Source organism: Rhodococcus sp. DMU2021, assembly GCF_019641445.1.
GTDB classification, from domain to species: domain Bacteria; phylum Actinomycetota; class Actinomycetes; order Mycobacteriales; family Mycobacteriaceae; genus Rhodococcus; species Rhodococcus pyridinivorans.
In genome coordinates this window covers 63,283-86,568 of the sequence record NZ_JAIFKB010000006.1, presented here as the reverse complement: position 1 = coordinate 86,568, position 23,286 = coordinate 63,283, and the positions used below count along the sequence as shown (strand labels likewise).

Here is a 23,286-nt window from a genome sequence, read left to right as displayed (position 1 = left end):
TCCGATTGTCGCGCGACGGGTTACCGATCGGTCTGTACGATCCCCGGGCATGACAGTTGCACACAGAATTCTCGCTGCCGCCGCTGCCGGGCTCATGGGCACTGTCGTCGCCGTTGCGGCGCCGGGTGTCGCGGGCGCCCAGGAACCGTGTCAGATGGGCTGGTCGAACACCGGACCGAGGTCGTGCGCGACGACGGAGTTGTCCACGCCACCCGTGCTGACATTGGGCGACGGCATCTGCGCCGGCATCGTGCGCGCCGGTGGAACCGCCTTCGACGGCCCGCTCTACGAGTACTCCTCGGCGCCGGGTGCCACCCACGGGATCGAACTGCGGATCACGCAGGGCTACTCGCTTCTCGGCGAGTGGACGCCGAGCATCCTGAACTGCGACGTCACCGTCGCTTTCGACTGGCACAACCTCGACACCGGTGCCCGCGGTACGGAGACCCGCTTCGTGCCGGCCTTCCACACGAGCACCCGGCCGTTGTTCATGCACGTGTTCCCCGGGCCCGGCCGCGTCGCCCTGACGATGCGTACCGAGCGACCGAGCATCCCGGTCACCACCGAGGTCTTCGTCCCCTGACGCACCGCGTGCGGCTCCGGGGAGTGTGATCGGATGCGCTCGCCGGAGCCGCACGTAGGGTGGTGCGCATGATCGAAGTGACCGGCTTGACCAAGACCTTCGGGTCCACGACCGCGGTCGACGACCTGACGTTCACGGTCCGTCCCGGCATCGTCACCGGCTTCCTCGGCCCCAACGGCGCGGGGAAGTCCACCACGATGCGCATGATCCTGGGGCTGGACCGGCCGACCTCGGGAACCGCACTGATCGAAGGGAAGCCGTACAGCGAGCTGACACGGCCGCTCACCACCGTCGGGGCGTTGCTCGACGCGAAGTGGGTGCATCCCAACCGGTCGGCGCGGTCGCATCTCGCCTGGCTGGCCGCGTCGAACGGTCTGCCTGCCTCGCGTGTCGACGAGGTTCTGCGCCAGGTGGGACTGACGGAGGTCGCGGGCAAGCGCGCCGGCGGCTTCTCGCTCGGCATGTCGCAGCGACTCGGTCTCGCCGCCGCACTGCTCGGCAACCCGCGCGTGCTGCTGTTCGACGAACCGGTCAACGGCCTCGATCCCGAGGGCATCGTGTGGATCCGGAGGTTCATGCAGGCGCTCGCCACGGAAGGCCGCACGGTGCTCGTGTCCAGCCACCTGCTCTCGGAGATGGCGCAGACCGCCGAACATCTCATCGTCATCGGCCGTGGACGGCTCATCGCCGACACCTCGGTGAAGGCGTTCGTCGACCGCGCGTCCGACTCGTTCGTCGTCGTGCGCAGCCCGCAACTCGAGGAGCTGCGCACCGCGCTCACCGAACGCGGGCACACTGTGCGGGAGAACGACGGTGCCCTGCACGTCTCGGGCGCTCCGGCGGCGGAGATCGGCGAACTCGCTGCGACCCGATCGATCGTGCTGCACGAACTCGCGGGCCGCAACGCGTCGCTCGAGGAAGCGTTCATGAAACTCACCGGTGGCGAGGTCGAATACCACGGATCCGGAGTCGACGACGTCATGAAGGGTGGACTGTGATGAGTACGGCGCTCGACACACTGCGGGCCGAACGGATCAAGCTCACGTCGGTGCAGTCACCGCTGTGGTGCACCCTCGTCATCGTCGCCCTCGGCCTGGGTCTGGCCGCGATCCTCGGGTCGGTCTCCCGCGCGTCGGCCGGGATGGACGACGAACTGGGACGGTTCTATCCGACCGTGGACGTCGCGGTCAGCGGCGTCACCGGCTTCGGTGTGCTGGTGCTCATGATCCTCGCGGCACTGTCGGTCACCAGCGAATACCGTTTCGGGGTCATCCGCACGACCTTCCAGGCCACCCCGAACCGCACCCTGCTCCTGACGATGAAGGCCCTGCTCATCGGTGTGCTGGGCGCGGTGCTGACACTCGCGGTCTCGTTCGGTGCCTTCTACCTCGCGAAGGCACTGGCCGGGCCCGACGCAGGTCGCGAACTCGTCCTCAGCGGCGGCACGGCGTGGCGCGCGGTCTACGGCACCGCGATCTACGCGTTCCTGTGCGTCTTCCTCGCGGTCGGTGTGGGCACGCTGTTGCGGCAGTCGGCCGGCACGATCGCGCTGCTGATGCTGTGGCCGCTGCTGCTCGAGTCGTTGTTCGCGCTGTTCGGTTCGGTGGGCCGCGAGATCCAGCCGTTCCTGCCGTTCGCGAACGCGAACAACTTCCTGGGTATCGGGCAGGGAATCGAATTCCACTGGGGTCCATGGGGATCGCTCCTGTACTTCGCGGCCTTCTCGTTCCTGGTGTTCGCGGCCTCACTCGTGGTGGTCAACCGCCGCGACGCCTGAGGTACTGTCTCGACACGCCTGAGGTACTACCTCGATACGCCGCAGGTTCTGCCTCCGCACACTGCGCCGCACGGTTTCCCCGTGCGGCGCAGTGCTTTTGTGTACGCTCGGTCGATGGCGTGGGCGCAGACGAGATACGGCATGCGGGGAGCGGCCCTGATCGCCGCCGGTGTACTGCTGACGGCGGGATGCTCGGAGGCGGAGGTGGAGGCGCCGCCCGTCGACCCGACGGCGCTCGCCGACGCCGTGCAACTCGATGCCGTCATGACGCACCTGACGGAACTCGAACGGATCGCCGGCGAGAACGACGGAAACCGTTCGCTCGGGACCCCCGGCTACGACGCGAGCGTCGACTACGTCGCCGGAGCCCTGCGCGACGCCGGATTCGACGTGCAGACACCGGAGTTCGACACGACCCTGTTCGCCGTCGAGAACGAGCAGCTCACCGTCGACGGGGAGCCGATGGGCGTGAGCGCACTCGGCATGTCGCCGTCGACGGGACCGGAGGGGCTCACCGCGCGCGTCGTGCGCATCGCCCCCGACGACACCCCCGGCTGCGAGGCCACCGACTACGACGGCATCGACGCGACCGGCGCGGTGGTGATCGTCGATCGCGGCGTGTGCACCTTCGCCGTCAAGGAGCAGGTCGCCGCCGAACGGGGAGCGGCCGCGCTGCTCGTCGCCAACAACGAGGACGGCCCGCTCGCCGCCGCCGGTCTCGGGGCGGAATCGACCCCCCGCATCCCGGTCGGAGGCGTGGCCGGGGCCGACGCCGAGCGCCTGTCCGCCGCGACCACCGTGACGGTGACACTCCAGACCCGCACCGAGGACCGGAAGTCGCGCAACGTGATCGCGCAGACGCGCACCGGCTCGACCGACGACGTGGTCGTCGTCGGCGCGCACCTCGACAGCGTCCCCGAAGGACCGGGGATCAACGACAACGGAACCGGCGTCGCCGCCGTCCTCGAGACCGCGCTGCAACTCGGCAGCGAGCCGGGCGTGACCAACGCCGTGCGGTTCGCGTTCTGGGGCGCCGAGGAGGTCGGACTGGTCGGCTCCACGAGGTACGTCGAGTCGCTGTCCGACGAGGAACGACTCGACATCGCCCTGTACCTGAACTTCGACATGCTCGGCTCGCCCAACGCCGGATATCTGGTGTTCGACGGCGACGACTCCGACGCCGTCGGTGAAGGACCCGGACCGGAGGGCTCGGCGGGTATCGAACGGACCTTCGCGCAGTTCTTCGACGAACGCGGAATCGAGGTCGGCGGAACGGATTTCGACGGCCGTTCCGATTACGGTCCGTTCGTCGCCTTCGGCATCCCCGCGGGCGGGGTGTTCACCGGCGCCGACGACGTCAAGACCCCCGAACAGGCCGACCTGTGGGGTGGCACCGCCGACCAGCCCTTCGACCCGAACTACCACACCCCCGAGGACACCCTGGCCGGCATCGACCGCGACGCGTTCGCCGCGGCGGCCGCCGCCGTCGCCTACGGCACGGCTGTCTACGCGAATTCGATCGACGGACCCGACGGGGTGCCCGCAGGGGACCAGCGGGCCGAGGTGCGCGCCGAGTTCACCGAGTGAAGACGGGCGCGATCAGCGCTCGTGCAGTCTCCACAACGGGTTGACCGGGCCGTGGCCGTGACCGAGGTCGTAGGACCACTCGAGGCACTTCGTGATCCATTCCTTCGCGAACTCGACTGCCTCGGGCACCGACCGGCCATGCGCGAGGGCGGACGCGATCGCGGCTGCGAGCGTGTCGCCGCCGCCGTGGTCGTTGCCGGTCTCGATGCGCGGCGTGCTGAACTCGAGGAAACGGTCGCCGTCGAACAGCAGGTCGGTGCTCTTCTCCGAGCTGCGCAGATGACCGCCCTTGACGATCACCCACTGGGCGCCGAGCGCATGGAGCGCTTCGGCGGCGCGCCGGGCCGACGCGTCGTCGACGACCTCGATGCTCGTGATCAGCCGTACCTCGTCGAGATTCGGGGTGACGACGGTGGCGAGGGGGATGAGCACCCCGCGGATCGCGTCGAGCGCGTCCGAGTGCAGCAGCGGGTCGCCGTGCATCGACGCGCAGACCGGGTCGACGACGAGCGGTACCTCCATGTCGCGACCGATGCCCACCTCGGAGCACACCTGTGCGACGGCCTCGATGATCTGCGTGGAGGCGAGCATGCCCGTCTTCGCTGCGGACACCCCGATGTCCTCGACCACGCACCGCACCTGGTCGGCCACGGTCTCGGCGGGGATCTCGTGGAACCCGCGGACGCCGACGGAGTTCTGGACGGTCACGGCGGCCACCGCGACGCATGCGTGCACACCGCACATCGCCATCGTGCGGGAATCGGCCTGGATGCCGGCTCCGCCTCCGGAGTCGGTGCCGGCGATGGTGAGGGCTCGAACCGGGGTCTCGCCTCGAGGCGACAGGGGCAGAAGGTCCACGCGGACACCCTACCGAGGGTGTGTTCGAACACGGCCGGGAGGCGCTGAGGCGGGTGCACTTTGCGAAACACGACAGCGTTGCTGCCGGTGGTCGCCTCGTTGCTCTATAGTGGCACAGGTCACAGTTCGATCACGCAACACCCCTATTGGAGGCGCTCATGAACACGAGTTCGCCGGACCTCGCCGTGTCGGACAACGCCGACCAGAACCGGTTCGAACTGCGCCTCAACGGCGATCTCGTCGGCATCCTGGCGTACTACGACTTCGAACGCGTTCCGGCGCCGAACCCGCCGGTCGTCGACTTCATGCACACCGTGATCGTCGAGGATTTCGGTCATCGGGGTCTCGCGGCCGTCCTCGTCGGTGGTTCGCTCGATCTCGCTCGCAGCCGAGGCTGGCGGGTGCGGCCGGTGTGCACCTATGTGCAGCGATTCGTGTCGTCGCACGAGAACTACCGCGACGTCGTCGTGGCTCTCGAGCTGCCGCGCACGGACCCCCACCGCAAAGAGACCCGGCGCAAGCAGCCGCAGCGCAAGGTGCCTGCCCGCAAGGCCTGATGCCTGTGCGGGCGGTCCACCCGACGCGGGACCTGCTCAGAGGTCGAGGTCGACGACGACCGGTGCGTGGTCGCTCGCGCCCTTGCCCTTGCGTTCGTTGCGGTCGATCTCGGCGCCCGTCACCCGTGCCGCGAAGGCCGGTGATCCGAGGACGAAGTCGATCCGCATGCCCTGCTTCTTGGGGAAGCGCAGCTGGGTGTAGTCCCAGTAGGTGTAGACCCCGGGGCCGGGCGCGTACGGACGGACGACGTCGGTGTAGCCGACGTCGGCGAACGCGTGGAAGGCGTCGCGCTCGGGCTGCGAAGTGTGCGTCTTGCCCTCGAAGAAGGCCGGATCCCACACGTCGTCGTCGGTGGGGGCGACGTTCCAGTCGCCGACCAGCGCGATGGGCTGCCCGGGCGCTGCGGTGGCCCAGGCGTGCGCGTCGGCGCGCAGCTTGGCGAGCCAGTCGAGCTTGTAGGTGTAATGCGGGTCGTTGAGGTCGCGGCCGTTGGGGACGTACAGGCTCCACACGCGCACACCCGCGCACGTCGCCCCGATCGCCCGCGCCTCGAGCGCCGGATCGACCTCCGGGTCCTTGGAGAAACCGGGCTGGTCCTCGAAGCCGATCTGCACGTCGTCGAGGCCCACGCGCGACGCGATGGCCACACCGTTCCACTGGCTCAGTCCGACGTGCGCGACGCGGTAGCCGAGTCCCTCGAAGCGTTCGTACGGGAACTGCTCGTCCTTGCACTTGGTTTCCTGCATCGCGAGCACATCCGTGTCGGTTCGCTGCAACCAGTCGAGGATGCGGTCGGTACGGGCACGGACGGAGTTCACATTCCAGGTAGCAAGGCGCACACGCCCACTGTAGGCGACCTATCCGACGGGTTCGGAGGCGTATCGGTAGCGGTGGTGGTCGACGAAGCCGAGTTCGCGATACAGGGCGCGCGCCGCGGTGTTCGACTCCTCGACCTGCAGATACGCGTGGGTCGTGCCGTGCTCGCGTGCCCAGCGCAGCAGGGCACCGCACACGAGTGTGCCGAGTCCGCGACGCCGGTGTTCGGGAGCGACCTCGACGGTCGACAGACCCACCCAGCGGCGTCCGTCCGGCGCATCGGTGATCGCCGCGCGGCAGATCGCCAGGGGCGGCTGCCCGGGTGCACCGATGCGGCCGAACCCGAGGATCCCCGCGGCCACCGAGCCGAGCACGTCCTGCGCGAGCAGCGGGTCGGCGTCGGCGCGGTGGAGCAACATCCAGTCGGCGTCCGGCCGCTCGGTGATCGTGACCGGGGTGGGCTCCGGCGGCAAGGGGATGTTCGCGAGGTCGGCGCCCATCACGAGCACCGGCTCCGAGGTCGGCCACCCCTCGGGGATGCGGGCGAGTCGATCGGGCACCAGCAGCCGCAGCGGCAATCCGCGTGCCGCGAACCATTCACGGAGCCGGGCGCGCACCGCCGGATCGGCGGGGTCCGCCACGGTGCCGCGTTCACCCAGCGGCGTTGCCGAATTGGCGCGCCGGGTGAAACCGTGTCCGGCGCGCACGAGCCAGCCGTCCACCCAGGCCGATTCGAGACCGGGCCACCCCGCGGCGGCGGCGTGCTCGAGCGCGCGGATCTCCGAGACGCGGATCGGCCGCGCCGCGATCGGCTTGAGCGCGACGACCGAGGTGGGGGACACCTGGACGACACGACCGTCGGCGGTGCGCACCGCGACCACCGGTTCGACGGAGACGAGTTCACCGATGACATCGGTCATCGGGTGGCTGTAGCCGGCGGGCAGGCGGTACCGCAGCACCACCCGGGTACCGAGGGGTACGGACGGGGCCGGACGGTCGGTCGTCATCGACGGTTCGCCGGTCGCCTCGTCAGTCGTCCTCCTCGTGGCCGAACGGGTCCTCCACCGAACCCGGGAGCCAGGTCAGGCCCGGGACGCCCCATCCGGCGCGCTTGATGGTCTTCTTCGCGGCGCGGGCGTTGCGCCCGATCAGAACGTCGACGTACAGGAAGCCGTCGAGGTGCCCGACCTCGTGCTGCAGCATGCGAGCGAAGAATCCGTGGCCCTCGATCTCGACGGGCTCACCGTTCTCGTCGGTACCGGTGACCTTCGCCCAGTCGGCGCGACCGGTGGGGAAGTTCTCGCCCGGCACGGACAGGCAGCCCTCGAGATCGTCCTCGGGGTCGGGCATCGTCTCGGGGATCTCCGAGGTCTCGAGGATCGGGTTGACGACGACGCCACGCCGGCGCGCGACCTTGCCGGACTCGTCGCGGTCGGGGCAGTCGTAGACGAACAGTCGCTTGTCCACACCGACCTGGTTGGCGGCGAGGCCGACGCCGTTGGCCGCGTCCATCGTCTCGAACATGTCGGCGATCAGCTGAGCGAGTTCGGCGGGTGACTCGGTCACCGGCCGGGTCGGGTTGTGCAGGACGGGGTCGCCGACGATGACGATGGGAAGAATGGCCATGGTGACACAGGATAATGGGATCGACTCGCGGCGTTCTCGAACCGGTATGTGTCCCCACCCCGTGATTGAATGACTTCCGCCGAGACGCAAGGACTCTTCGTCACGGTGTGATCCAGTCAGTCGAGGAGGGAAATGGACGGCGCAGCAGCGCACGGCAACGACCGGTCCGATCTCGTGTCCCAGCAGGGCGACGGCGCATCCGCGCAGGAACCCACCGGCGACGAGGCGAACGGCCTGAGCCGTCGCGATCTCGACATCCTGGCGTTCGAACGGCAGTGGTGGAAGTACGCCGGTGCCAAGGAGGACGCCATCAAGGAACTCTTCGGTCTCTCCGCCACTCGCTACTACCAGGTGCTCAATGCTCTGGTGGATCGTCCCGAGGCGCTCGCCGCCGATCCGATGCTGGTCAAGCGGCTGCGGCGGTTGCGTGCGAGCCGTCAGAAGGCCCGCGCGGCCCGCCGGCTCGGTTTCGACACCCGTTAGACGGGCGGCCGTCGGGCCGGATAATGCGATATCGACACGCGCGGCCGGTCGGCAGCGCTGCGTGTGCTCGGGCAACTATGGTCGAGGTCGTGAGCAGAACCCCCGAGATCCCCAGCCGCGCGCCCGCACCCTCGGGACCGCCTCTGCGTGCGTTCGCGATGGTCCTGATCTCCTTGGGCATCCTGTTCGCCGGTCTCGGTTTCGCCTCGCTCGGTGATTCCGACGACGAACCCGCTCCCGCGGCGGCACCCACGACGACGACCGCTGCTGCGCCGGCCGCACCGTCCACGCGCTCGGCCGCGGTGCCCACCGCGCCCGCGCCCGCTGCCGCGAACGGGGGCACGTCCGACGCCGGGGACGGTGCGACCACCACCACGGCCGTGTCTTCGGCTCCTTCCATGCCCGTAGGGAGCGGAACCGCGTTCGCGTCCGACACCTCGGCCTCCGCGACGGCACCGGTGCGCGTGTTCAACAACTCGGAGGTCGCGGGCCTCGCCGCGCAGACCGCGGCCTACCTCGAGGACGAGGGGTACACCATCAGTGAAACGGGCAACTACAGCGAGGGCTTGCTCCAGCAGACCTCGGTGTTCTACGGGTCGTCTCCCGGAGAGCAGCAGACCGCGACAGCCGTCGCCGAGTCGCTCGGTGTCACCGCGCAACCGCGCTTCGAGGGCATCCGCGACGCCGCCCCCGGAGTGATCGTCATCGTCACTTCGCGTTAGCGCCGGAACCGTGTCGGTCCGCCACCGGGTGGTCGCCGGAGACGCCCGGTTATGATCGGGTGACTTTTCGGCACTTCGAAGGAGCGGTTTGATGGTCTCCAGTTCCACCCGTCGCATGTCCTGGCGTGCTCTGGCCCCGATCGTCGCGATCGCCGCGGTGGGCCTGACTGCGTGCTCGAACAGCGAGGAGGCGAGCACCGAGCCGGGGACGACTCCGCCGGTGTGGACGGGATCCGCCGTGCCCGCTTCCGAGGCCCACGGCGACGACCACGGCACCGAGGGTGGGAGCGAGTCGCACGCCGGTGGCTCCGCCTCCGCTGCTGCGCTCACCGCGGAGCTCACCACGGTCGACGGCGAGTCGGCCGGCACCGTGTCGTTCGCCGAGAACGGCGGCGACGTCGAGGTGACCATCGAGGTCGAGGGTCTCGAGCCCGGCTACCACGGTGTCCACATCCACGAGTTCGGCCGTTGCGAGCCCCAGTCCACCGCGCCGAACGGCGGCGAGCCCGGCGCCTTCCTGTCGGCCGGTGCCCACCTGCAGGCCGGTGGCAACACCTCCGTCCCGGAGAGCGGCGACCTGGTCTCGCTCGTCGTCCACGAGGACGGCACCGCCACCGCCACCGTCACCACCTCGGCCTTCGGCCTCGAGGACCTCGAAGGTGAGGACGGCGCCTCTGTGGTCGTGCACCAGGACAACCTCGGCGCACGCCTCGCCTGCGGCGTCATCGGGTGAGCAGGGTTCGAATCCCCTGAAGCTCGGTACCCGGGTAATTCCTGACACAGGGCCCCGCGACGGACATCCGTCGGCGGGGCCCTGTGGTTGGATCGAGACGTGGCAGTCGCGTTTCCGGGATCACCTCGTCCCACGATCGGCGTGGAATGGGAGATCGCTCTGGTGGACAAGACCACCCGCGATCTCTCGAACAGCGCGGCGGTCGTCTTCGACAGGGTGGAGGAGATCGCCGGGGAGACCCCGCGGCTGACCAAAGAGTTCCTGCGCAACACCGTCGAACTCGTCACCGGTGTACACGACACCGTCGCCGAGGCCGTCGACGATCTGTCCGAGTCGCTGTCGTTGCTTCGCCGCGCCGCCGATCCGCTCGGAGTGGACCTGATGTGTGCCGGCACCCATCCGTTCGCGCAGTGGACCGACCAGACCGTCACACCCTCCCCGGACTACGAGGAGATGATCAACCGCACCCGCTGGTGGGGACGGCAGATGCTCATCTGGGGAGTGCACGTCCACGTGGGAGTCTCCTCCGCGGAGAAGATCATCCCGATCCTCAACGCCATGCTCGTGAAATATCCCCACATGCTCGCGTTGTCGGCCTCGTCGCCGATCTGGGCGGGCTACGACACCGGCTACGCGAGCAACCGCGCGCTGATGTTCCAGCAGCTGCCGACCGCCGGCCTGCCCTACCACTTCGCCGACTGGCCGCAGTACGCGAAATTCATCGCCGACCAGCTCGAGTCCGGCGTCATCAGCCACCCCGGAGGCATGCACTGGGACATCAGGCCCGCGCCGAAATGGGGCACCCTCGAAGTCCGGGTCTTCGACGGCATCACCAACCGCGCCGAACTGGCCGCCCTCGTCGCGTTCGTGCATTCACTCGTCGTCTACTTCGACGAACGTCTCGAGCGCGGTGAGGAACTTCCTGTGCTGCAACCGTGGCACGTCAAGGAGAACAAGTGGCGTGCGGCGCGGTACGGACTCGATGCCGAGGTCATCCTCGACCCGGTGTGTACCGAACGGCTCGTCACCGACGACCTGAACGATCTGCTCGAGCAGATCATGCCCACCGCGGTACGGCTCGGCTGCGCCGACGAACTCGCGCGAGTTGCGGACATCCCGGTGAGGGGAGCGTCCTATCAGCGTCAGCGCCGGCTCGCGGAACGGACGGACGGCGATCTCGTCGCGGTGGTGGACTCGCTCGTGCAGGAACTGAAGGAGTGATCGTCCGAGGACGTCCCGGCCGTCAGCTCCTCGTCACCTGTCACGCACCGCCGGGAGCGTCCTCGTCGAGCAGGCCGTCGCGACCGAGCTGCTCCCGGTAGGCGACGCGACCGACGCGGTGCGCGATCACCGGTGCCGTGAGGACCATGAACATGCCCGCCAGCGCCATCATCCAGATGTCGACGGAACTGCGCAGGATGATCATCGCGCCACCCAGCACGAACAACAGACCCACCACCTGCGGCTTGGTGGCCGGATGCATGCGCGACAGGGTGTCGCGGAAACGCACCACGCCGATCGCAGCGGTCAACGAGATGACCGCCCCGATGAGGATCAGGAGGTGGGCGAAGGTGTCGATGATCGTCGTCATCCTTCGTCACGCACCCGGAATCGAGCCACGGACACCGACCCGATGAAGCCGACCAGGGCGAGGGCCACGGTGGCGGGCAGCACCGACGTGTCGCGTGTGTACACCGCCCAGATCGCGATGCCGCAGATGCCGAGCGCGAGCAGGGCGTCGACGCCGACGAGCCGGTCGAGGGAGTTGGGGCCCGCGATCACGCGGTAGGTGATCAGGATTGCGGAGACGAACAGCAGTGCCCCCGCGATCGCCAGTGTCACGGTCACGTCAGTTCCTCCGTTCCGCTGCGCCAGGGGCTGGCCTGCCATTCCGACTCGCGTTCGAACGTCCGGATGAGAAGACGCTCGATGAGGCGGGCGGAACGGTAGAAGTCGGCCACGGCCTTGTCGGTACCCACGTCGAGGACGTGCACGTACATGATCCGCCGCACCTGGTCGATCTCGAGCACCATGGTGCCCGGGATGTTGTTCATGATGTCCGTCCACAGTGTCAGCACCAGGTCGGACTTGATGGTGAGCCGGCAGCGCAGCACGCCGGTGACCGGCGGCGGGGACGGCCGGATCGCGAGCCATGCCACGTTGATCGTCGAGCGGATGGTCTCGCCGAAGATCACCGCGCCGAGCCGCATCGCGGACCAGACGTGCACGCGACCCTCGACGGGTACACGCGGCAGCGGCAGCACGAACATGACGACGAGCGAGACGACCACACCGCCGAGGATGTTGGCGATGCTGAAGGTGCCCCACAGCAGGACCCAGACCAGCGTCGTCCATCCCACGACGAACATGCGCAGGACGTTGGCGCGTTTCATCATTCCTGCTCACCCCCCAGCACGGCCTCGATGTACACCGTGCGGTCGCGCAGGTTCTCCGCGGCACGGTTGCTGATGTCGAGCAGGGGACCGGCGAAGACCGTCAACGACACACCGATCGCGACGAGCCAGACCGTGGGGACGAGCATCGCGGCCGGCATCCGGCCGACGTCCGGGCGTTCCTCGAAGGAGATGTCGGTGGCGGATTCGTCGATCAGCGCCGAGGGGCCGATGTCCGCGAGATCGCCCTCGGGAGCGTCGGCGCGTGCCCGCCAGAACGCCTTCGTCCAGATACGCGCGACGACGTACAGCGTCAGGAGGCTGGTCACGACACCACCGCCGACGAGGACCCAGGCCAGGACCGAACCGTCCTCCGCGCCGGCCTGCAGCAGGGCGACCTTGCCGATGAACCCGGAGAACGGCGGGATACCGCCCAGGTTGAGCGCCGGGATGAGGAACAGGACCGCCAGCAGCGGAGACATGAGCGCGAGGCTGCCGAGGCGTCGCAGCGACGCCGACCCGGCCTGGCGTTCGATGAGACCCACCACGAGGAACAGGGTGGTCTGCACGAGGATGTGGTGGCCGACGTAGTAGACGGCGCCCGCGAGACCGGTCTGCGACGACAGAGCGACACCGAAAATCATGTAGCCGATATGGCTGACGAGCGTGAACGACAGCAGACGCTTGATGTCGTTCTGCGCGATCGCGCCGAGGATGCCGACGATCATCGTGAGCAGACCCGCGACGAGCAGGACGTCGTCGAGTTCGCCGCCCGGGAACAGCAGGGTGTGCGCCCGGATGATCGCGTACACACCGACCTTGGTCAGCAGGCCGGCGAAGACGGCCGTGACCGGTGCGGGCGCGGTGGGGTAGGAGTCGGGCAGCCACGACGACAGCGGGAAGACCGCGGCCTTGATACCGAAAGCCACGAGCAATACACCGAAGATCGCGGCCCGGGTGCCCGGTGAGATCTCGTCCATCCGCAGTGCCATCTGGGCGAGGTTCAAAGTGCCCGTGGCTGCGTAGGCGAAGGCGATGCCCACGAGGAAGACCAGCGAGGACACCATCGAGACCATGACGTACGAGACGCCCGCGCGGACGCGGTCGGCGCTCGCACCCAGGGTCAGCAGGACGAACGAGGCGGCGAGGAGCACCTCGAAGCCGACGAAGAGGTTGAACAGGTCGCCCGCGAGGAAGGCGATGTTGACACCCGCGGTGAGCGCGAGATAGGTCGGCAGGAAGATCGAGACGGGCTGCTGCTCGTTGCCGTCGTGGATACCCTGGCCGACTGCGTACAGCATCACCGACAGCAGCACGATCGCCGAGACGACCAGCATCAACGCCGACAATCGGTCGACGACCAGCGAGATGCCGATCGGCGCCTCCCACCCACCGATCTGCAGTACCGCGATGCCGTCGGCGTCGGCGTAGTACAGCAGCGCCACGCACACGACGAGCGAGGCGACCAGCGCGAAGACGGTGATCCACCGTTGGACGCGCGGACGGCGGCCGACGATCAGGGTTGCGGCTGCGGCGAGCAAGGGGATGAGGACGGGGAGGGGAACGAGGTTCGCGACGCTCGGGTTCATCGGCGATCCTCCTTCCCGTTCTTCTCGTCGTCTCCGGTCCGCTCGTCCTCGGCAGGGTCGGGGGCCTCGGGGTCGGGATCGTCCGCGCGGACGTCCTCGTCGGCGTCCTCGGCATCCTCGATAGAGCCGGCCTCGCCCGAATCTTCGGCAGAGCCGGACTCGTCCGTCCCCCCCTGGTTCTGCGTGTAGGCCGAGTCGGTGGGGTCGTCGAAGTCGCCGTCGTGCAGATCCTCGTACGCCTCGATGTCCTCGATGTTCTTGAGCTGATCGAGCGGGATCGGGTTGCCCGCGGCGTCGAAGGCGTCGCCGCTCTTGCTCGGGATACCGGTGAGCGGGTCGTCGGAGCGGTCTCGCGACGGTAGATCGGCGAGACTGCGCCGCTGCGACACGAGGGTGTCCTCGGGGTCGTTCTCGATCTCGTCCCGTGCGCGGTAGGTGTAGGAGCGGTAGGTCAGTGCCAGCACGAACGCCGCCACACCCATCGTGATGACGATCGCGGTGAGGATCATCGCCTGCGCGAGGGGATCGGCCATGTCCGGCTCGACGTCGCTCTCCACACCGACGATGGGTGCATGACCTGCGGGGCCGCCGAGGGTGAGCAGCAGCAGGTTGATTCCGTTGCCGGCCAGCAGCAGGCCCAGCAGCATCTTGATGATGCTGCGTTCGAGCAGCAGGTACACACCGGCCGCGACGAGCACACCGACGACGGCGAGGAGCGTGATGTTCGCGGTCATCGGCGCTCACCCACGGTCTCGGCGTCGAGGCGAGCACCTAGGCTGCGCAGCACGTCCAGGACCAGTCCGACGACGATGAGGTACACACCGAGGTCGAAGAACAGTGCGGTCACGAGCTTGATGTCGCCGAGCAGAGGCAGCGTGAGCTCGAGGGTCGCCGACGACAGCGCCGGGGCGCCGAGGAACATCGACACCAGTGCGGTGCCCGCGGCGAAGGTGAGTCCGATGCCGAGGATCTTGCCGGCGTCGATGGGAACCGCCTCTCCGAGCTCGTAGCGTCCGCCGGCCAGGTACCTCAACACCAGCGCGAGACCGGCGACGAGACCGCCCGCGAAACCGCCACCGGGCGCGTTGTGCCCGGAGAAGAAGAAGTACACCGACAGGATCATCATGGTGGGGAAGACCAGTCGCGTGGTGACCTCGAGGACCAGCGATCGGTAGCGCGGATCGATGAGATCGCCGCCGAGCAGCCAGGTCGTCTCGTTGCTGGCGGAGACCGCGTCGAGCTGCGCCGCGGGTGCGTCCGCCACACGCGGGGCGGTGCCGAAGCGGCGGGTGCGGAAGACCAGGCTGGCCACGCCGGTCGCGGCGACCAGCAGCACCGAGATCTCGCCCAGCGTGTCCCAGGCGCGGATGTCGACGAGCAGGACGTTGACGATGTTCTTGCCGTCACCGCCGTAGTAGGCGGCGTCGGGCAGCAGCAGCGAGATCGGATCGGTAGTGCGTGCCGCGACGGCGTAGGCGCCGATCCCGGCGACCACCGCGCCCACGGCGATGCCGAGCATCGCGCGGGCGAACTTGCTGCCCATCACCGCGGCCGGGTCGGTCTCGGCGGGCAGCTTGCGCAGGACCAGCACGAACATCACGAGGGTGACGGTCTCGACGAGGAACTGGGTGAGCGCGAGGTCGGGAGCTCCCTGGAGGGCGAACAGCACCCCGAGCCCGTAACCGGTCACGCCCACGACCAACACTGCGCCGAGACGGTTGCGCAGGGCCGTCGCGGTGATCGCGGCGGCCATCATGATCAACCCCACCCCGAGCTGCCAGATCGAGTCCCACGCGCGCGTCGACGGCATCGTGCTCAGCCCGAAGAAGAACATCAGCACCGTCGGGAGCGCCACCAGGGTGATGAGGATGGTCGCCTGGGTCAGGGGGAGCGAACCGCGCTGCAGGAAGGCGGTCAGGCGCAGGGACAGGGTGTCCATGCCCTGGAGGGTCGCGTCGTACATCCGGTCGGCATTTCCGAGCGGCGGGTGCTCGAAGCGCAGACGCGCGATGGTGCGGTGCGCGAGGAACAGGACCGTGCCGCCCACGATCACCACGCCGGTCAGACCCAGCGGCAAGGAGAATCCGTGCCACAACGCCAGGTGGTAGGGCTTGTCGAGTTCGGTGGGCAGCTCGTCGGCGTAGGGGGTGATCAGATGGTCGATCCACGAGCTCGCGAAGCCCGCGGCGAGACCGGCGAACGCGAGGACGCTCGGGGCGGTGAGCAGCAGCGGGCCGGGCGCGTGCAGGTTCTGCACCGCGGGGCTCGGACGTTTGAGCTGCTTACGACCGAAGGCCCCCCAGATGAACCGGATGCTGTAGGCGAGGGTGAGGATCGAGCCCACCACGATGCCCGCAGTCATGGCGATCCGCGCCCATTCGGGGAGCACCTCGGCCACCAGCGACGACTCGAGCGCGGCTTCCTTCGCGACGAAACCGATGAACGGCGGCAGACCGGCCATGCTCGACGCCGCAAGTATCGCGATCACCATCAGGTAGGGGGCGGCAGAGCCGAGATGCGCGAGTTTGCGGATGTCGCGGGTGCCGGTGGAGTGGTCGATGATGCCGACCACCATGAACAGGCATGCCTTGAACAGGGCGTGGGCGATCACCATCGCCAGGCCCGCCAGGGCCGCTTCCCGGCTGCCCGTACCCACCAGCGCAGTGAGAAAGCCGAGCTGGCTGACGGTGCCGAAGGCCAGGATGAGCTTGAGGTCGAAGGCGCGGAACGCTCGCCAGCCGGCGAGGATCATCGACGCGAGACCGAGACCGATGACGATCGGCCGCCACGCGGCGCTGTCCGCGAAGCCGGGTGCGAGCCGGGCCACGAGGTAGATGCCGGCTTTGACCATCGCCGCGGCGTGAAGATATCCGGACACCGGGGTGGGGGCGGCCATCGCGCCGGGCAGCCAGAAGTGCAGCGGGACCACGGCGGACTTCGACAGTGCGCCGACGAGCACGAGCACCACGGCGACGCCGGCGAGCCATCCGTGAGGTGCCGCCGCGACGACGTCGGACAGGTTGTAGCTGCCGACCGTCTCGCCGAGGATGATGATGCCGACCAGCATCGCCAGACCACCGGCCGTGGTGACGAGCAGGGCCTGGGTGGCGGCACGGCGACTCGAGGCGCGTTCGGCGTAATGCCCGACGAGCAGGAACGACAGGACGGTCGTCAGTTCCCAGAAGGTGTAGAGCAGCAACATGTTGTCGCTGACCACCAGACCGAACATGGCGCCGGCGAAGGCGACCATCTCGGCGGCGAACAAGCCCAGGCGGGGCTCGTCGTCCTCGAAATAGCGCGAGCAGTAGAGCAGGATCAACGAGCCGATGCCCAAAACGAGCACGCACATGATCGCCGCGAGCGTGTCGAAGCGCAGATCGAAATTCATCGACAGCGTCGAGGCCCACACGATCTGCAGTTTCTGATCGGTTCCCCAGTTGGTGACGACCCAGCCGAGACTCGCGAGGGGCACCACCGCGAGCGGCAGGAATGCATTTCTCCCCATGACTCGGACCAGAAGCGGCGCCAGAAGGGCAGCGACCGCATGGGCAACGAGTATGGCGATCAAAAGGCACTCCGTCGGGGTCGGGCCTGTCGGCGGGGTGAAACTGACTGCGGGCCGTGGGACTCGCTGTCGTCACAGCGGACGGCACACCGCCGAAACGGGGATCGCCCCGACATGCACGCCGCTCGCCGTCATCGGGCAAAACGGATCGTGCACATCCTAACGGTTGTCTTCGCACGCTTGCGAATCGGGGAGGTGAGAGCGCTAGCGCACCTGCCACGCACAGATCACGGCCGCGGTAAACAGTGCGAGCGCCGACCACTGCGCATCCGCCGGAAGCATCCACACCGCCCCGACGACGGCCGTCGCCGGCACCGGCAGCGCCAGGCCGAGAGCCGCGACGGACGCCGAGCCCGGCAACGATGCCCCGAGTGCGAGACCGGTGCCCAGCGCGACGAGCGCCACCCGCACCGCAAGAGGGATTCCCTCGCCGATCTCCGCCGGCCACCACACCGTCGCCGCCGAGATCGACGCGGCGAGAATCAGCCCGGGAAGCGCGTACGGCATGGAGGGGGAGAGCCGCACCCCGGCGACCACGGCGGCCACCGCGACGAGCAGCACCCACCACGGCACGGTCGCCGACTGCATACCCGACCACAACTCGACGAGGACGGGGTACGCCGCGGCCACGGCCCCGGTGACCGCGAGGACGAACCGGTCGTCTCCGGGCGGGACGAGGCGCGCGACGATCTCGGCACCGACGACCGCCACCGCGAGCGCCCCACCGGCGACCAGCCACAGGAGCACACCCGTGTCGCTCGCGCGGGAACCCACGAATTCACCCAGCAGTCGGTAGCCCACCGAGAGCACCACCGCGGCGGTCACCATGATCGCGAGCAACCGCGGATCGGCCCGCTGCACGCGCATCCCGGCAGGCACCGTCAGCGCGGCGGCGACCGTTGCCACGAGTGCGAAGGCCAGCGCCCACTGGGGAACCGTCCAGCGCATGGCCTCCACGGGGACCTCGGAACCGACGGCCGCGGCGGTGAGGAAGGCCGCCCACCCACCGGCGATCAGGGCCCACTGACCGGTCGCCGAACCCCACGAGCCCGCGGTCGCCGCCCCGAGCAGCACACCGGTGATCGCGGCGATCACCCATCCGACGACCGTCAGGCTGTCGGCCGAGATGCCGGCGGGAACGAGATAGCGGATCGACCCGAGGACCACGATCGAGGCGGCGGCCAGCATCCAGGCGGTACGTCGGGAGCCGGTCCGCTGCAGCCCGGCCGCCGAGAGAACGGCGAGCGCGGCGGTGACCACGGGTGCCCATTCGCTGCGCGCACCCTCAGGGAGGACCGATTCGCCCGCGGCCGGGACGAGGATCGCGACCCCGGCGGCGAGGAAGGCCGCGAGGACGGCTGCCGGTCCGGCGACGCGGACCGCGGTGGTCACGGCCATCTCAACGGCCCTCCGCGTAGGCCTGCAGATGAGCGACCTGCACGGGATCGAGCGAGGGGCGCACCTTCTCCCGGGCCACCGCGACGTCCTCGGCGGTGACCACGGCGGCGTCGACGTTGCGCCGCATCGCCGCGAGCGCGGCCTCGCGCAGCAGAGCCGAGCAGTCCGCGGCCGAGTAGCCGTCGAGTCCGGCGGCCAGGTCGTCGAGGTCGACGTCGTCGTCGAGCGGTACCGATCGGCCCGCGGTCTTCAGGATCGCGGCCCGGGCCTCGGCGTCCGGCGGCGGCACGAACACGAGACGTTCGAGCCGGCCGGGACGCAGCAGAGCCGGGTCGATGAGGTCGGGCCGGTTGGTCGCTCCCACCACCACGACGTCGCGCAGCGGCTCGACACCGTCGAGTTCGGTGAGCAGCGACGCGACGACCCGGTCGGACACCCCGGAATCGGAGCTCTGCCCGCGGCGCGGTGCGAGAGCATCGATCTCGTCGAGGAACACCAACGCCGGTGCCGAGTTGCGGGCACGCTCGAACAACTCGCGCACCGCCTTCTCCGACGCACCGACCCACTTGTCCATCAGTTCGGCGCCCTTGACGGCGTGGACGCTCAAACGTCCCGTGCCGGCGAGAGCACGGACGAGATAGGTCTTGCCGCAACCGGGCGGGCCGTACAGCAGCACACCGCGCGGCGGATCGACACCGAGACGCTCGAACGAATCGGGATGCTGCAGCGGCCACAGGACGGCTTCGGTCAGGGCCTGCTTCGTCTCGACCATGTCGCCGACGTCGTCGAGGCTCACGCTGCCGATCGCCAGCTCCTCGGAACCCGATCGCGACAGCGGACGGATCACCTCGAGCGCGCCGAGCAGGTCGTCCTGGACGAGCGAGGGTTCGTCGTCGTCGCGGTTCGCCCGCGACGCCGCGCGCAGTGCCGCCTCGCGACACAGCGCCGCGAGGTCGGCGACGACGAAACCGGGGGTGCGACCCGCGACGGCGGCGAGGTCGAGACCGGTGGACGGCACCGAGCGCAGCAGCACGTCGAGCAGGGCGCGGCGGGTCGCGCCGTCGGGCAGCGGCAGGGACAGTTCGCGGTCGCAGATCTCCGGGGCGCGCAGCCGGGAGTCGACGTCGTCGGGATGCGCGGTGGTCGCGATCAGCACCGCGCCCTCGGTGTCGACCACCCGCCGCAGTTCGTCGAGGATCAACGTCGCGACGGGTTCGGTGTCGGCGGGGAGCACGGCATCGACGTCGGTGAGCAGCAGGACGCCCCCACCGCGCACCGCTTCGGCCGCCGCGGAGATCCGGCGCAGCCGCTCGTCGGCGGCGAGTGCACCCACGCCCGGCCCGTCGACCTCGACCAGACGCCGGTCGGCGACCACCGAGCGCACGAAGGTCGCCTTACCGACCCCGGCGGGACCGGTGACGAGCACCCCGAGATGCGGCGACGCGCCGAGGGTGCGCAGCAGTTCGGGTTCGTCGAGCGAGAGGGTGAGCCACTCGGAGAGCTTCGCGACCTGGGCCTGCACACCCACGAGATCCTCGACCGGCGGTGGCGGAGGCGTGGCGGGGGCCGATTCGGGACGGTCGGTCGCGGGGGAGGAGGCGACGAACCCCGACGAGACGAATCCGGAAGCGGACGGCACGGAGGACGGCAGGGCACCCGGGCCACCGCCCCACACGACGGCGGTGTTCGGCTGCACGCTCACCGGTCCGGCCGGATCGACCGAGGAGACGGTGAGCAGTTCGGTGGTCCACGCGATCGCGAACGTCCGCGACAGTGCCCGCGTCGTCTCGGCGTTGCTCGTGCCCGGTCCGAGATCGCGGGGGAGCAGCGACACCGCGTCGCCGACGGTGAGGACCTTCCCGAGCAGCGCCTGACGCAGGGTGGTCTCCGGGATCGACTGCCGCGCGAGGGTGGACCCGGTGACCGTCACCGTGCGCGCGCCGTAGACCGTCACGGGCGCGACGACGACCGTCGCGTCCTCCTTCAGGCCTGTGTTCGACAGCACCACGTCATCGAGCAAGATCGTGCCGGTCGGGGTGCCGGCCGGGGCGAGACCCGCCACGACCGCCGTGCGACGCGCTCCCACCAGCGCGATCGCGTCCCATTCCCGCAGGCCCAGCGCGGCCAGCGCCTCGGGGTGCAGACGCACGACACCGCGCCGCGAGTCGGCGGCGGAGGTGTTGAGCCGGACGGTGAGTGAGAGTTGTGGGGTCGTCACCCCGCCGAGCCTAGAACGTGACTAGCGTCCTCGCGGGTCGTGCATGTCATCGTCCTGGGGGGTCGTGCATGTCATCGTCCTCGCGGACGGCGCAGCCCGAGTCGCGCCTGAGATCTAGCCGACGTGGCGACACGCCGGGCGGCGACACGACGCGGACGCTGCGCGCGGTTGCGGGCACGCAGTGCGCGTCGCTCCGAGGGCTTGATGTCCCAGGTTTCGGGCCGGGCCGCGACCCAGCGCCGCGATCGCACCGCGAAGGGGATGTGCGCGAGGTAGACCGCGACCAGCACGAGCATGAGGATGAACGGATAGGTGACCAGCGCGGCCGCCGCCATCGCGACCAGCACGAGCAGCACCACGGCGAGTCGCGCGGGCACGGACGCCGACTTCATCGCGAAGGTCGGGATGCGGCTGATCGCGAGCCCGGCCGTCCCGAGGATCCACACCGCGACCAGCCCGTAGGCGGTCCACCAGCCGTCGCCCCACTGGATGTGGGCGGCGACGGGTGCGAGCGCGATGAGGGCGGCCGCCGGTGCGGGCACGCCGACGAAGTACTCGCGTGCGTAGGCGGGGACGCTGTCGTCCTCGAGCAGGGTGTTGAAGCGCGCGAGTCGCAGCACGAGGCTCACTGCGTAGAGCAGGGCGACGATCCAGCCGAAGGGGCTGCCGTCGAGCAACGTCACGTAGAGCACGAGCGCCGGTGCGACACCGAACGCGACGGCGTCCGACAGCGAGTCGAGTTCGGCGCCGATCTTGCTGGTCGCGTCGAGCATGCGGGCGATGCGACCGTCGAGCGAGTCGAGGACGGCCGCGGCGCCGATCATGCCGAGCGCGGTGCCGAGTTGTCCGTCGAGCGCGAACTTCACCGCCGACAGTCCGGCGGAGAACGCCAGGACCGTGATGACGCTCGGCAGCAGGCGGACGACGTTGGGCCGATTGCGGGACCGCCCGGTCGCGACCGCACGCGAACCCTGCGTGTGCGGACTCACGACACCGTGGGCAGCTGAGCGAGGACGGTCTCGGCACCGATGGTGCGCTGACCGCGTTCGACCAGCAGGGTGCTCCCGACCGGCAGGTAGGTGTCGACCCGGGATCCGAAGCGGATCAGGCCGTAGGTGTCGCCGATCGGCAGGGTGTCGCCGATCTGCGCGTCGTTGACGATGCGCCGTGCCAGCAGCCCGGCGATCTGGACGACGGCGACCTCGGCGCCGTCGCGCGTCTCGATCAGCATGCTGGTGCGCTCGTTGACCTCGCTCGCGTCGGCGAGATCGGCGGAGAGGAACTTGCCCGGGGTGTGGACCACCGAGCGGACGGTGCCGCCGACGGGGCTGCGTTGCACGTGCACGTCGAGGACGGACAGGAAGATGCTGACCCGGGGGCGCTCCTCGCTGCCGAGCCCGAGTTCGGCGGGCGGCACGGCATGGTCGACGAGAGCGATCTCACCGTCGGCGGGAGCGACGACCACTCCGGCGCGGTTCGGCGGCACGCGGTGCGGGTGCCGGAAGAAGGTGGCGCACGCCAGTGCCGATGCGAGACCGGCGCGGCGCAGCCAGGGCTTGCGGCGGCCGAGGGTCGCCACGGCCAGCGGAGCTGCGACGAAGGGGATACCGCCCGGATGCATGGGCGGTACGACATGCCTGACCAGGTCGACCATGTGGGCTACCCCGCTGGTGGGGGGTGTTCCGGCGGGCGTCGGCTTACGTGCCACGGGCTCCTCTTATCGCTGGCGATCGGTGGTCCGGGACCGCAGGGGACCCGCCCGTCTCGCGGGCGGGTCCTGTCGGTCCACAGGCACTCCAGCGTACGTGAGCCGAGGAGGGAAGGTCAGACCCGCGCGGCCGCCTCGATCTCGTTCTTGAGACGGGCGAGAGTCGCGTTCATCCCCATCGTCAGTTCGTCGTCGAACGCCTCGGTGCCGCCGAGAACATACTTGACCAGGGTCTGCGAGACCTTGCTGGTCCCGGTGGGCGCCTCGCGCCGCTGGGTGACCCGCGTGCCGGTGGCGGTGGGTTCGAGGGTGAACGACCAGATGGAGCGGTTCTCGTTGATCCGGAAGCTCAGGCGACGGCCGGGTTCGAAGTCGATCACCTTCGACGTCGTGGGCCACACCAGCAGCCCCTTCTTGTTGATGTTGATCGTGGTGGTGCCGGCCGACACCGGCCCACCGCGCACGATCATCCGACGGCACTGCGGGCTCCACTCGCCCATCCGCTTCAGATCGGACACCACGCGCCACACCTGCTCGGGGGAGGCGGTGATCTCGATCGTGGCCTCGAGGGTCTTCGACACGTGTACTCCTGTGCTCGGGGGACCGGGTCTTCTCCGGGGGACCGGGTCCCGTGTATCTGCTACCGGAGGTAACAGGATCGTCGTCGATCCT

General features: G+C 69.3%; 23 protein-coding genes and 1 pseudogene. 9 read left to right on the top strand and 15 right to left on the bottom strand.

Going from position 1 to position 23,286, the window contains the following annotated elements; all coding sequences use genetic code 11:
- Positions 1-49: 49 nt before the first annotated feature.
- The 4 genes from K3M35_RS11845 (at position 50) to K3M35_RS11830 (ending at position 3,947) form a co-directional block, all read left to right on the top strand.
- Positions 50-583: a hypothetical protein gene (locus K3M35_RS11845; protein ID WP_230809913.1), complete on the top strand. Its 534-nt coding sequence runs from the start codon at positions 50-52 to the stop codon at positions 581-583.
- 68 nt (positions 584-651) lie between these two features.
- Complete coding sequence (locus tag K3M35_RS11840) at positions 652-1,581, top strand: ATP-binding cassette domain-containing protein (RefSeq protein WP_220666449.1); 930 nt, start codon at positions 652-654, stop codon at positions 1,579-1,581.
- Positions 1,581-2,360 carry an ABC transporter permease gene (locus K3M35_RS11835; protein WP_033096179.1) on the top strand — a complete coding sequence of 260 codons (780 nt, stop codon included), beginning with the start codon at positions 1,581-1,583 and terminating at the stop codon, positions 2,358-2,360. Before K3M35_RS11840 ends, K3M35_RS11835 begins: the two co-directional genes overlap by 1 nt.
- Before the next feature lie 114 nt (positions 2,361-2,474).
- Positions 2,475-3,947: a M20/M25/M40 family metallo-hydrolase gene (locus K3M35_RS11830; protein WP_230809914.1), complete on the top strand. Its 1,473-nt coding sequence runs from the start codon at positions 2,475-2,477 to the stop codon at positions 3,945-3,947.
- A gap of 12 nt (positions 3,948-3,959) precedes the next feature.
- On the opposite strand, the gene thiD is transcribed toward K3M35_RS11830, so the two are convergent.
- Positions 3,960-4,805 carry a bifunctional hydroxymethylpyrimidine kinase/phosphomethylpyrimidine kinase gene (gene thiD, locus K3M35_RS11825; RefSeq protein WP_006553650.1) on the bottom strand — a complete coding sequence of 282 codons (846 nt, stop codon included), beginning with the start codon at positions 4,803-4,805 and terminating at the stop codon, positions 3,960-3,962.
- A gap of 158 nt (positions 4,806-4,963) precedes the next feature.
- Between thiD and K3M35_RS11820 the strand changes: the two genes are divergently transcribed.
- Entirely contained in the window at positions 4,964-5,362 is a 399-nt protein-coding gene (locus K3M35_RS11820; RefSeq protein ID WP_019291107.1) for a GNAT family N-acetyltransferase, read from the top strand.
- Positions 5,363-5,398: 36 nt separating this feature from the next.
- Here the strand turns inward: K3M35_RS11820 and K3M35_RS11815 are convergent, their stop codons facing one another.
- From K3M35_RS11815 to K3M35_RS11805, 3 genes are read right to left on the bottom strand one after another with little or no spacing between them, the layout of a single operon-like run.
- Positions 5,399-6,202 (bottom strand): exodeoxyribonuclease III, encoded by an 804-nt coding sequence (locus K3M35_RS11815; RefSeq protein ID WP_219129379.1) that lies wholly within the window; start codon positions 6,200-6,202, stop codon positions 5,399-5,401.
- 18 nt (positions 6,203-6,220) lie between these two features.
- Positions 6,221-7,186, bottom strand: a complete 966-nt coding sequence (locus K3M35_RS11810; protein ID WP_220666448.1) for an N-acetyltransferase — start codon at positions 7,184-7,186, stop codon at positions 6,221-6,223.
- Between the two features lie 22 nt (positions 7,187-7,208).
- Positions 7,209-7,805 (bottom strand): peptide deformylase, encoded by a 597-nt coding sequence (locus K3M35_RS11805; protein ID WP_006553646.1) that lies wholly within the window; start codon positions 7,803-7,805, stop codon positions 7,209-7,211.
- A 132-nt stretch (positions 7,806-7,937) separates the two neighbouring features.
- On the opposite strand from K3M35_RS11805, the gene K3M35_RS11800 reads away from it, so the two are divergent.
- The 4 genes from K3M35_RS11800 (at position 7,938) to K3M35_RS11785 (ending at position 10,964) form a co-directional block, all read left to right on the top strand.
- Positions 7,938-8,288 (top strand): DUF3263 domain-containing protein, encoded by a 351-nt coding sequence (locus K3M35_RS11800; protein WP_006553645.1) that lies wholly within the window; start codon positions 7,938-7,940, stop codon positions 8,286-8,288.
- A 77-nt stretch (positions 8,289-8,365) separates the two neighbouring features.
- Positions 8,366-9,010 carry a LytR C-terminal domain-containing protein gene (locus tag K3M35_RS11795; RefSeq protein WP_006553644.1) on the top strand — a complete coding sequence of 215 codons (645 nt, stop codon included), beginning with the start codon at positions 8,366-8,368 and terminating at the stop codon, positions 9,008-9,010.
- Between the two features lie 91 nt (positions 9,011-9,101).
- Positions 9,102-9,743, top strand: a complete 642-nt coding sequence (locus K3M35_RS11790) for a superoxide dismutase family protein (RefSeq protein ID WP_121208845.1) — start codon at positions 9,102-9,104, stop codon at positions 9,741-9,743.
- A gap of 99 nt (positions 9,744-9,842) precedes the next feature.
- Positions 9,843-10,964, top strand: a complete 1,122-nt coding sequence (locus K3M35_RS11785) for a glutamate--cysteine ligase (RefSeq protein WP_039585476.1) — start codon at positions 9,843-9,845, stop codon at positions 10,962-10,964.
- 40 nt (positions 10,965-11,004) lie between these two features.
- Here K3M35_RS11785 and mnhG read toward each other — a convergent pair whose 3' ends face one another.
- The 11 genes and pseudogenes from mnhG to K3M35_RS11730 all read right to left on the bottom strand — a co-directional run bounded on the left by mnhG (position 11,005) and on the right by K3M35_RS11730 (position 23,195).
- On the bottom strand, positions 11,005-11,334 hold the full coding sequence (gene mnhG, locus K3M35_RS11780) for a monovalent cation/H(+) antiporter subunit G (protein WP_006553641.1): 330 nt from the start codon (positions 11,332-11,334) through the stop codon (positions 11,005-11,007).
- Positions 11,331-11,591: a monovalent cation/H+ antiporter complex subunit F gene (locus K3M35_RS11775; RefSeq protein WP_006553640.1), complete on the bottom strand. Its 261-nt coding sequence runs from the start codon at positions 11,589-11,591 to the stop codon at positions 11,331-11,333. Before K3M35_RS11775 ends, mnhG begins: the two co-directional genes overlap by 4 nt.
- Complete coding sequence (locus K3M35_RS11770) at positions 11,588-12,136, bottom strand: Na+/H+ antiporter subunit E (protein WP_006553639.1); 549 nt, start codon at positions 12,134-12,136, stop codon at positions 11,588-11,590. The genes K3M35_RS11775 and K3M35_RS11770 overlap by 4 nt, the downstream gene beginning before the upstream one ends.
- The gene (locus K3M35_RS11765; RefSeq protein WP_006553638.1) at positions 12,136-13,725 is read right to left on the bottom strand and encodes a Na+/H+ antiporter subunit D; all 1,590 of its coding nucleotides are present in this window, start codon (positions 13,723-13,725) and stop codon (positions 12,136-12,138) included. The genes K3M35_RS11770 and K3M35_RS11765 overlap by 1 nt, the downstream gene beginning before the upstream one ends.
- A gap of 191 nt (positions 13,726-13,916) precedes the next feature.
- Positions 13,917-14,459, bottom strand: a pseudogene (locus tag K3M35_RS11760) (Na(+)/H(+) antiporter subunit C); the annotation flags it as partial.
- A complete protein-coding gene (locus K3M35_RS11755) occupies positions 14,456-17,293 on the bottom strand; it encodes a Na+/H+ antiporter subunit A (protein WP_121208847.1) in 2,838 nt (945 codons plus the stop codon). The gene K3M35_RS11755 and the pseudogene K3M35_RS11760, both read right to left, overlap by 4 nt.
- A gap of 201 nt (positions 17,294-17,494) precedes the next feature.
- Positions 17,495-18,688 (bottom strand): hypothetical protein, encoded by a 1,194-nt coding sequence (locus tag K3M35_RS11750; RefSeq protein WP_033096171.1) that lies wholly within the window; start codon positions 18,686-18,688, stop codon positions 17,495-17,497.
- A gap of 1 nt (position 18,689) precedes the next feature.
- Positions 18,690-20,906, bottom strand: a complete 2,217-nt coding sequence (locus tag K3M35_RS11745) for an AAA family ATPase (protein ID WP_033096170.1) — start codon at positions 20,904-20,906, stop codon at positions 18,690-18,692.
- A gap of 71 nt (positions 20,907-20,977) precedes the next feature.
- On the bottom strand, positions 20,978-21,895 hold the full coding sequence (locus tag K3M35_RS11740) for a phosphatidylcholine/phosphatidylserine synthase (protein ID WP_006553633.1): 918 nt from the start codon (positions 21,893-21,895) through the stop codon (positions 20,978-20,980).
- Positions 21,892-22,614, bottom strand: a complete 723-nt coding sequence (locus K3M35_RS11735; protein ID WP_024101805.1) for a phosphatidylserine decarboxylase — start codon at positions 22,612-22,614, stop codon at positions 21,892-21,894. The genes K3M35_RS11740 and K3M35_RS11735 overlap by 4 nt, the downstream gene beginning before the upstream one ends.
- Positions 22,615-22,730: 116 nt before the next feature.
- The gene (locus K3M35_RS11730; RefSeq protein WP_006553630.1) at positions 22,731-23,195 is read right to left on the bottom strand and encodes an SRPBCC family protein; all 465 of its coding nucleotides are present in this window, start codon (positions 23,193-23,195) and stop codon (positions 22,731-22,733) included.
- Positions 23,196-23,286 lie beyond the last annotated feature (91 nt).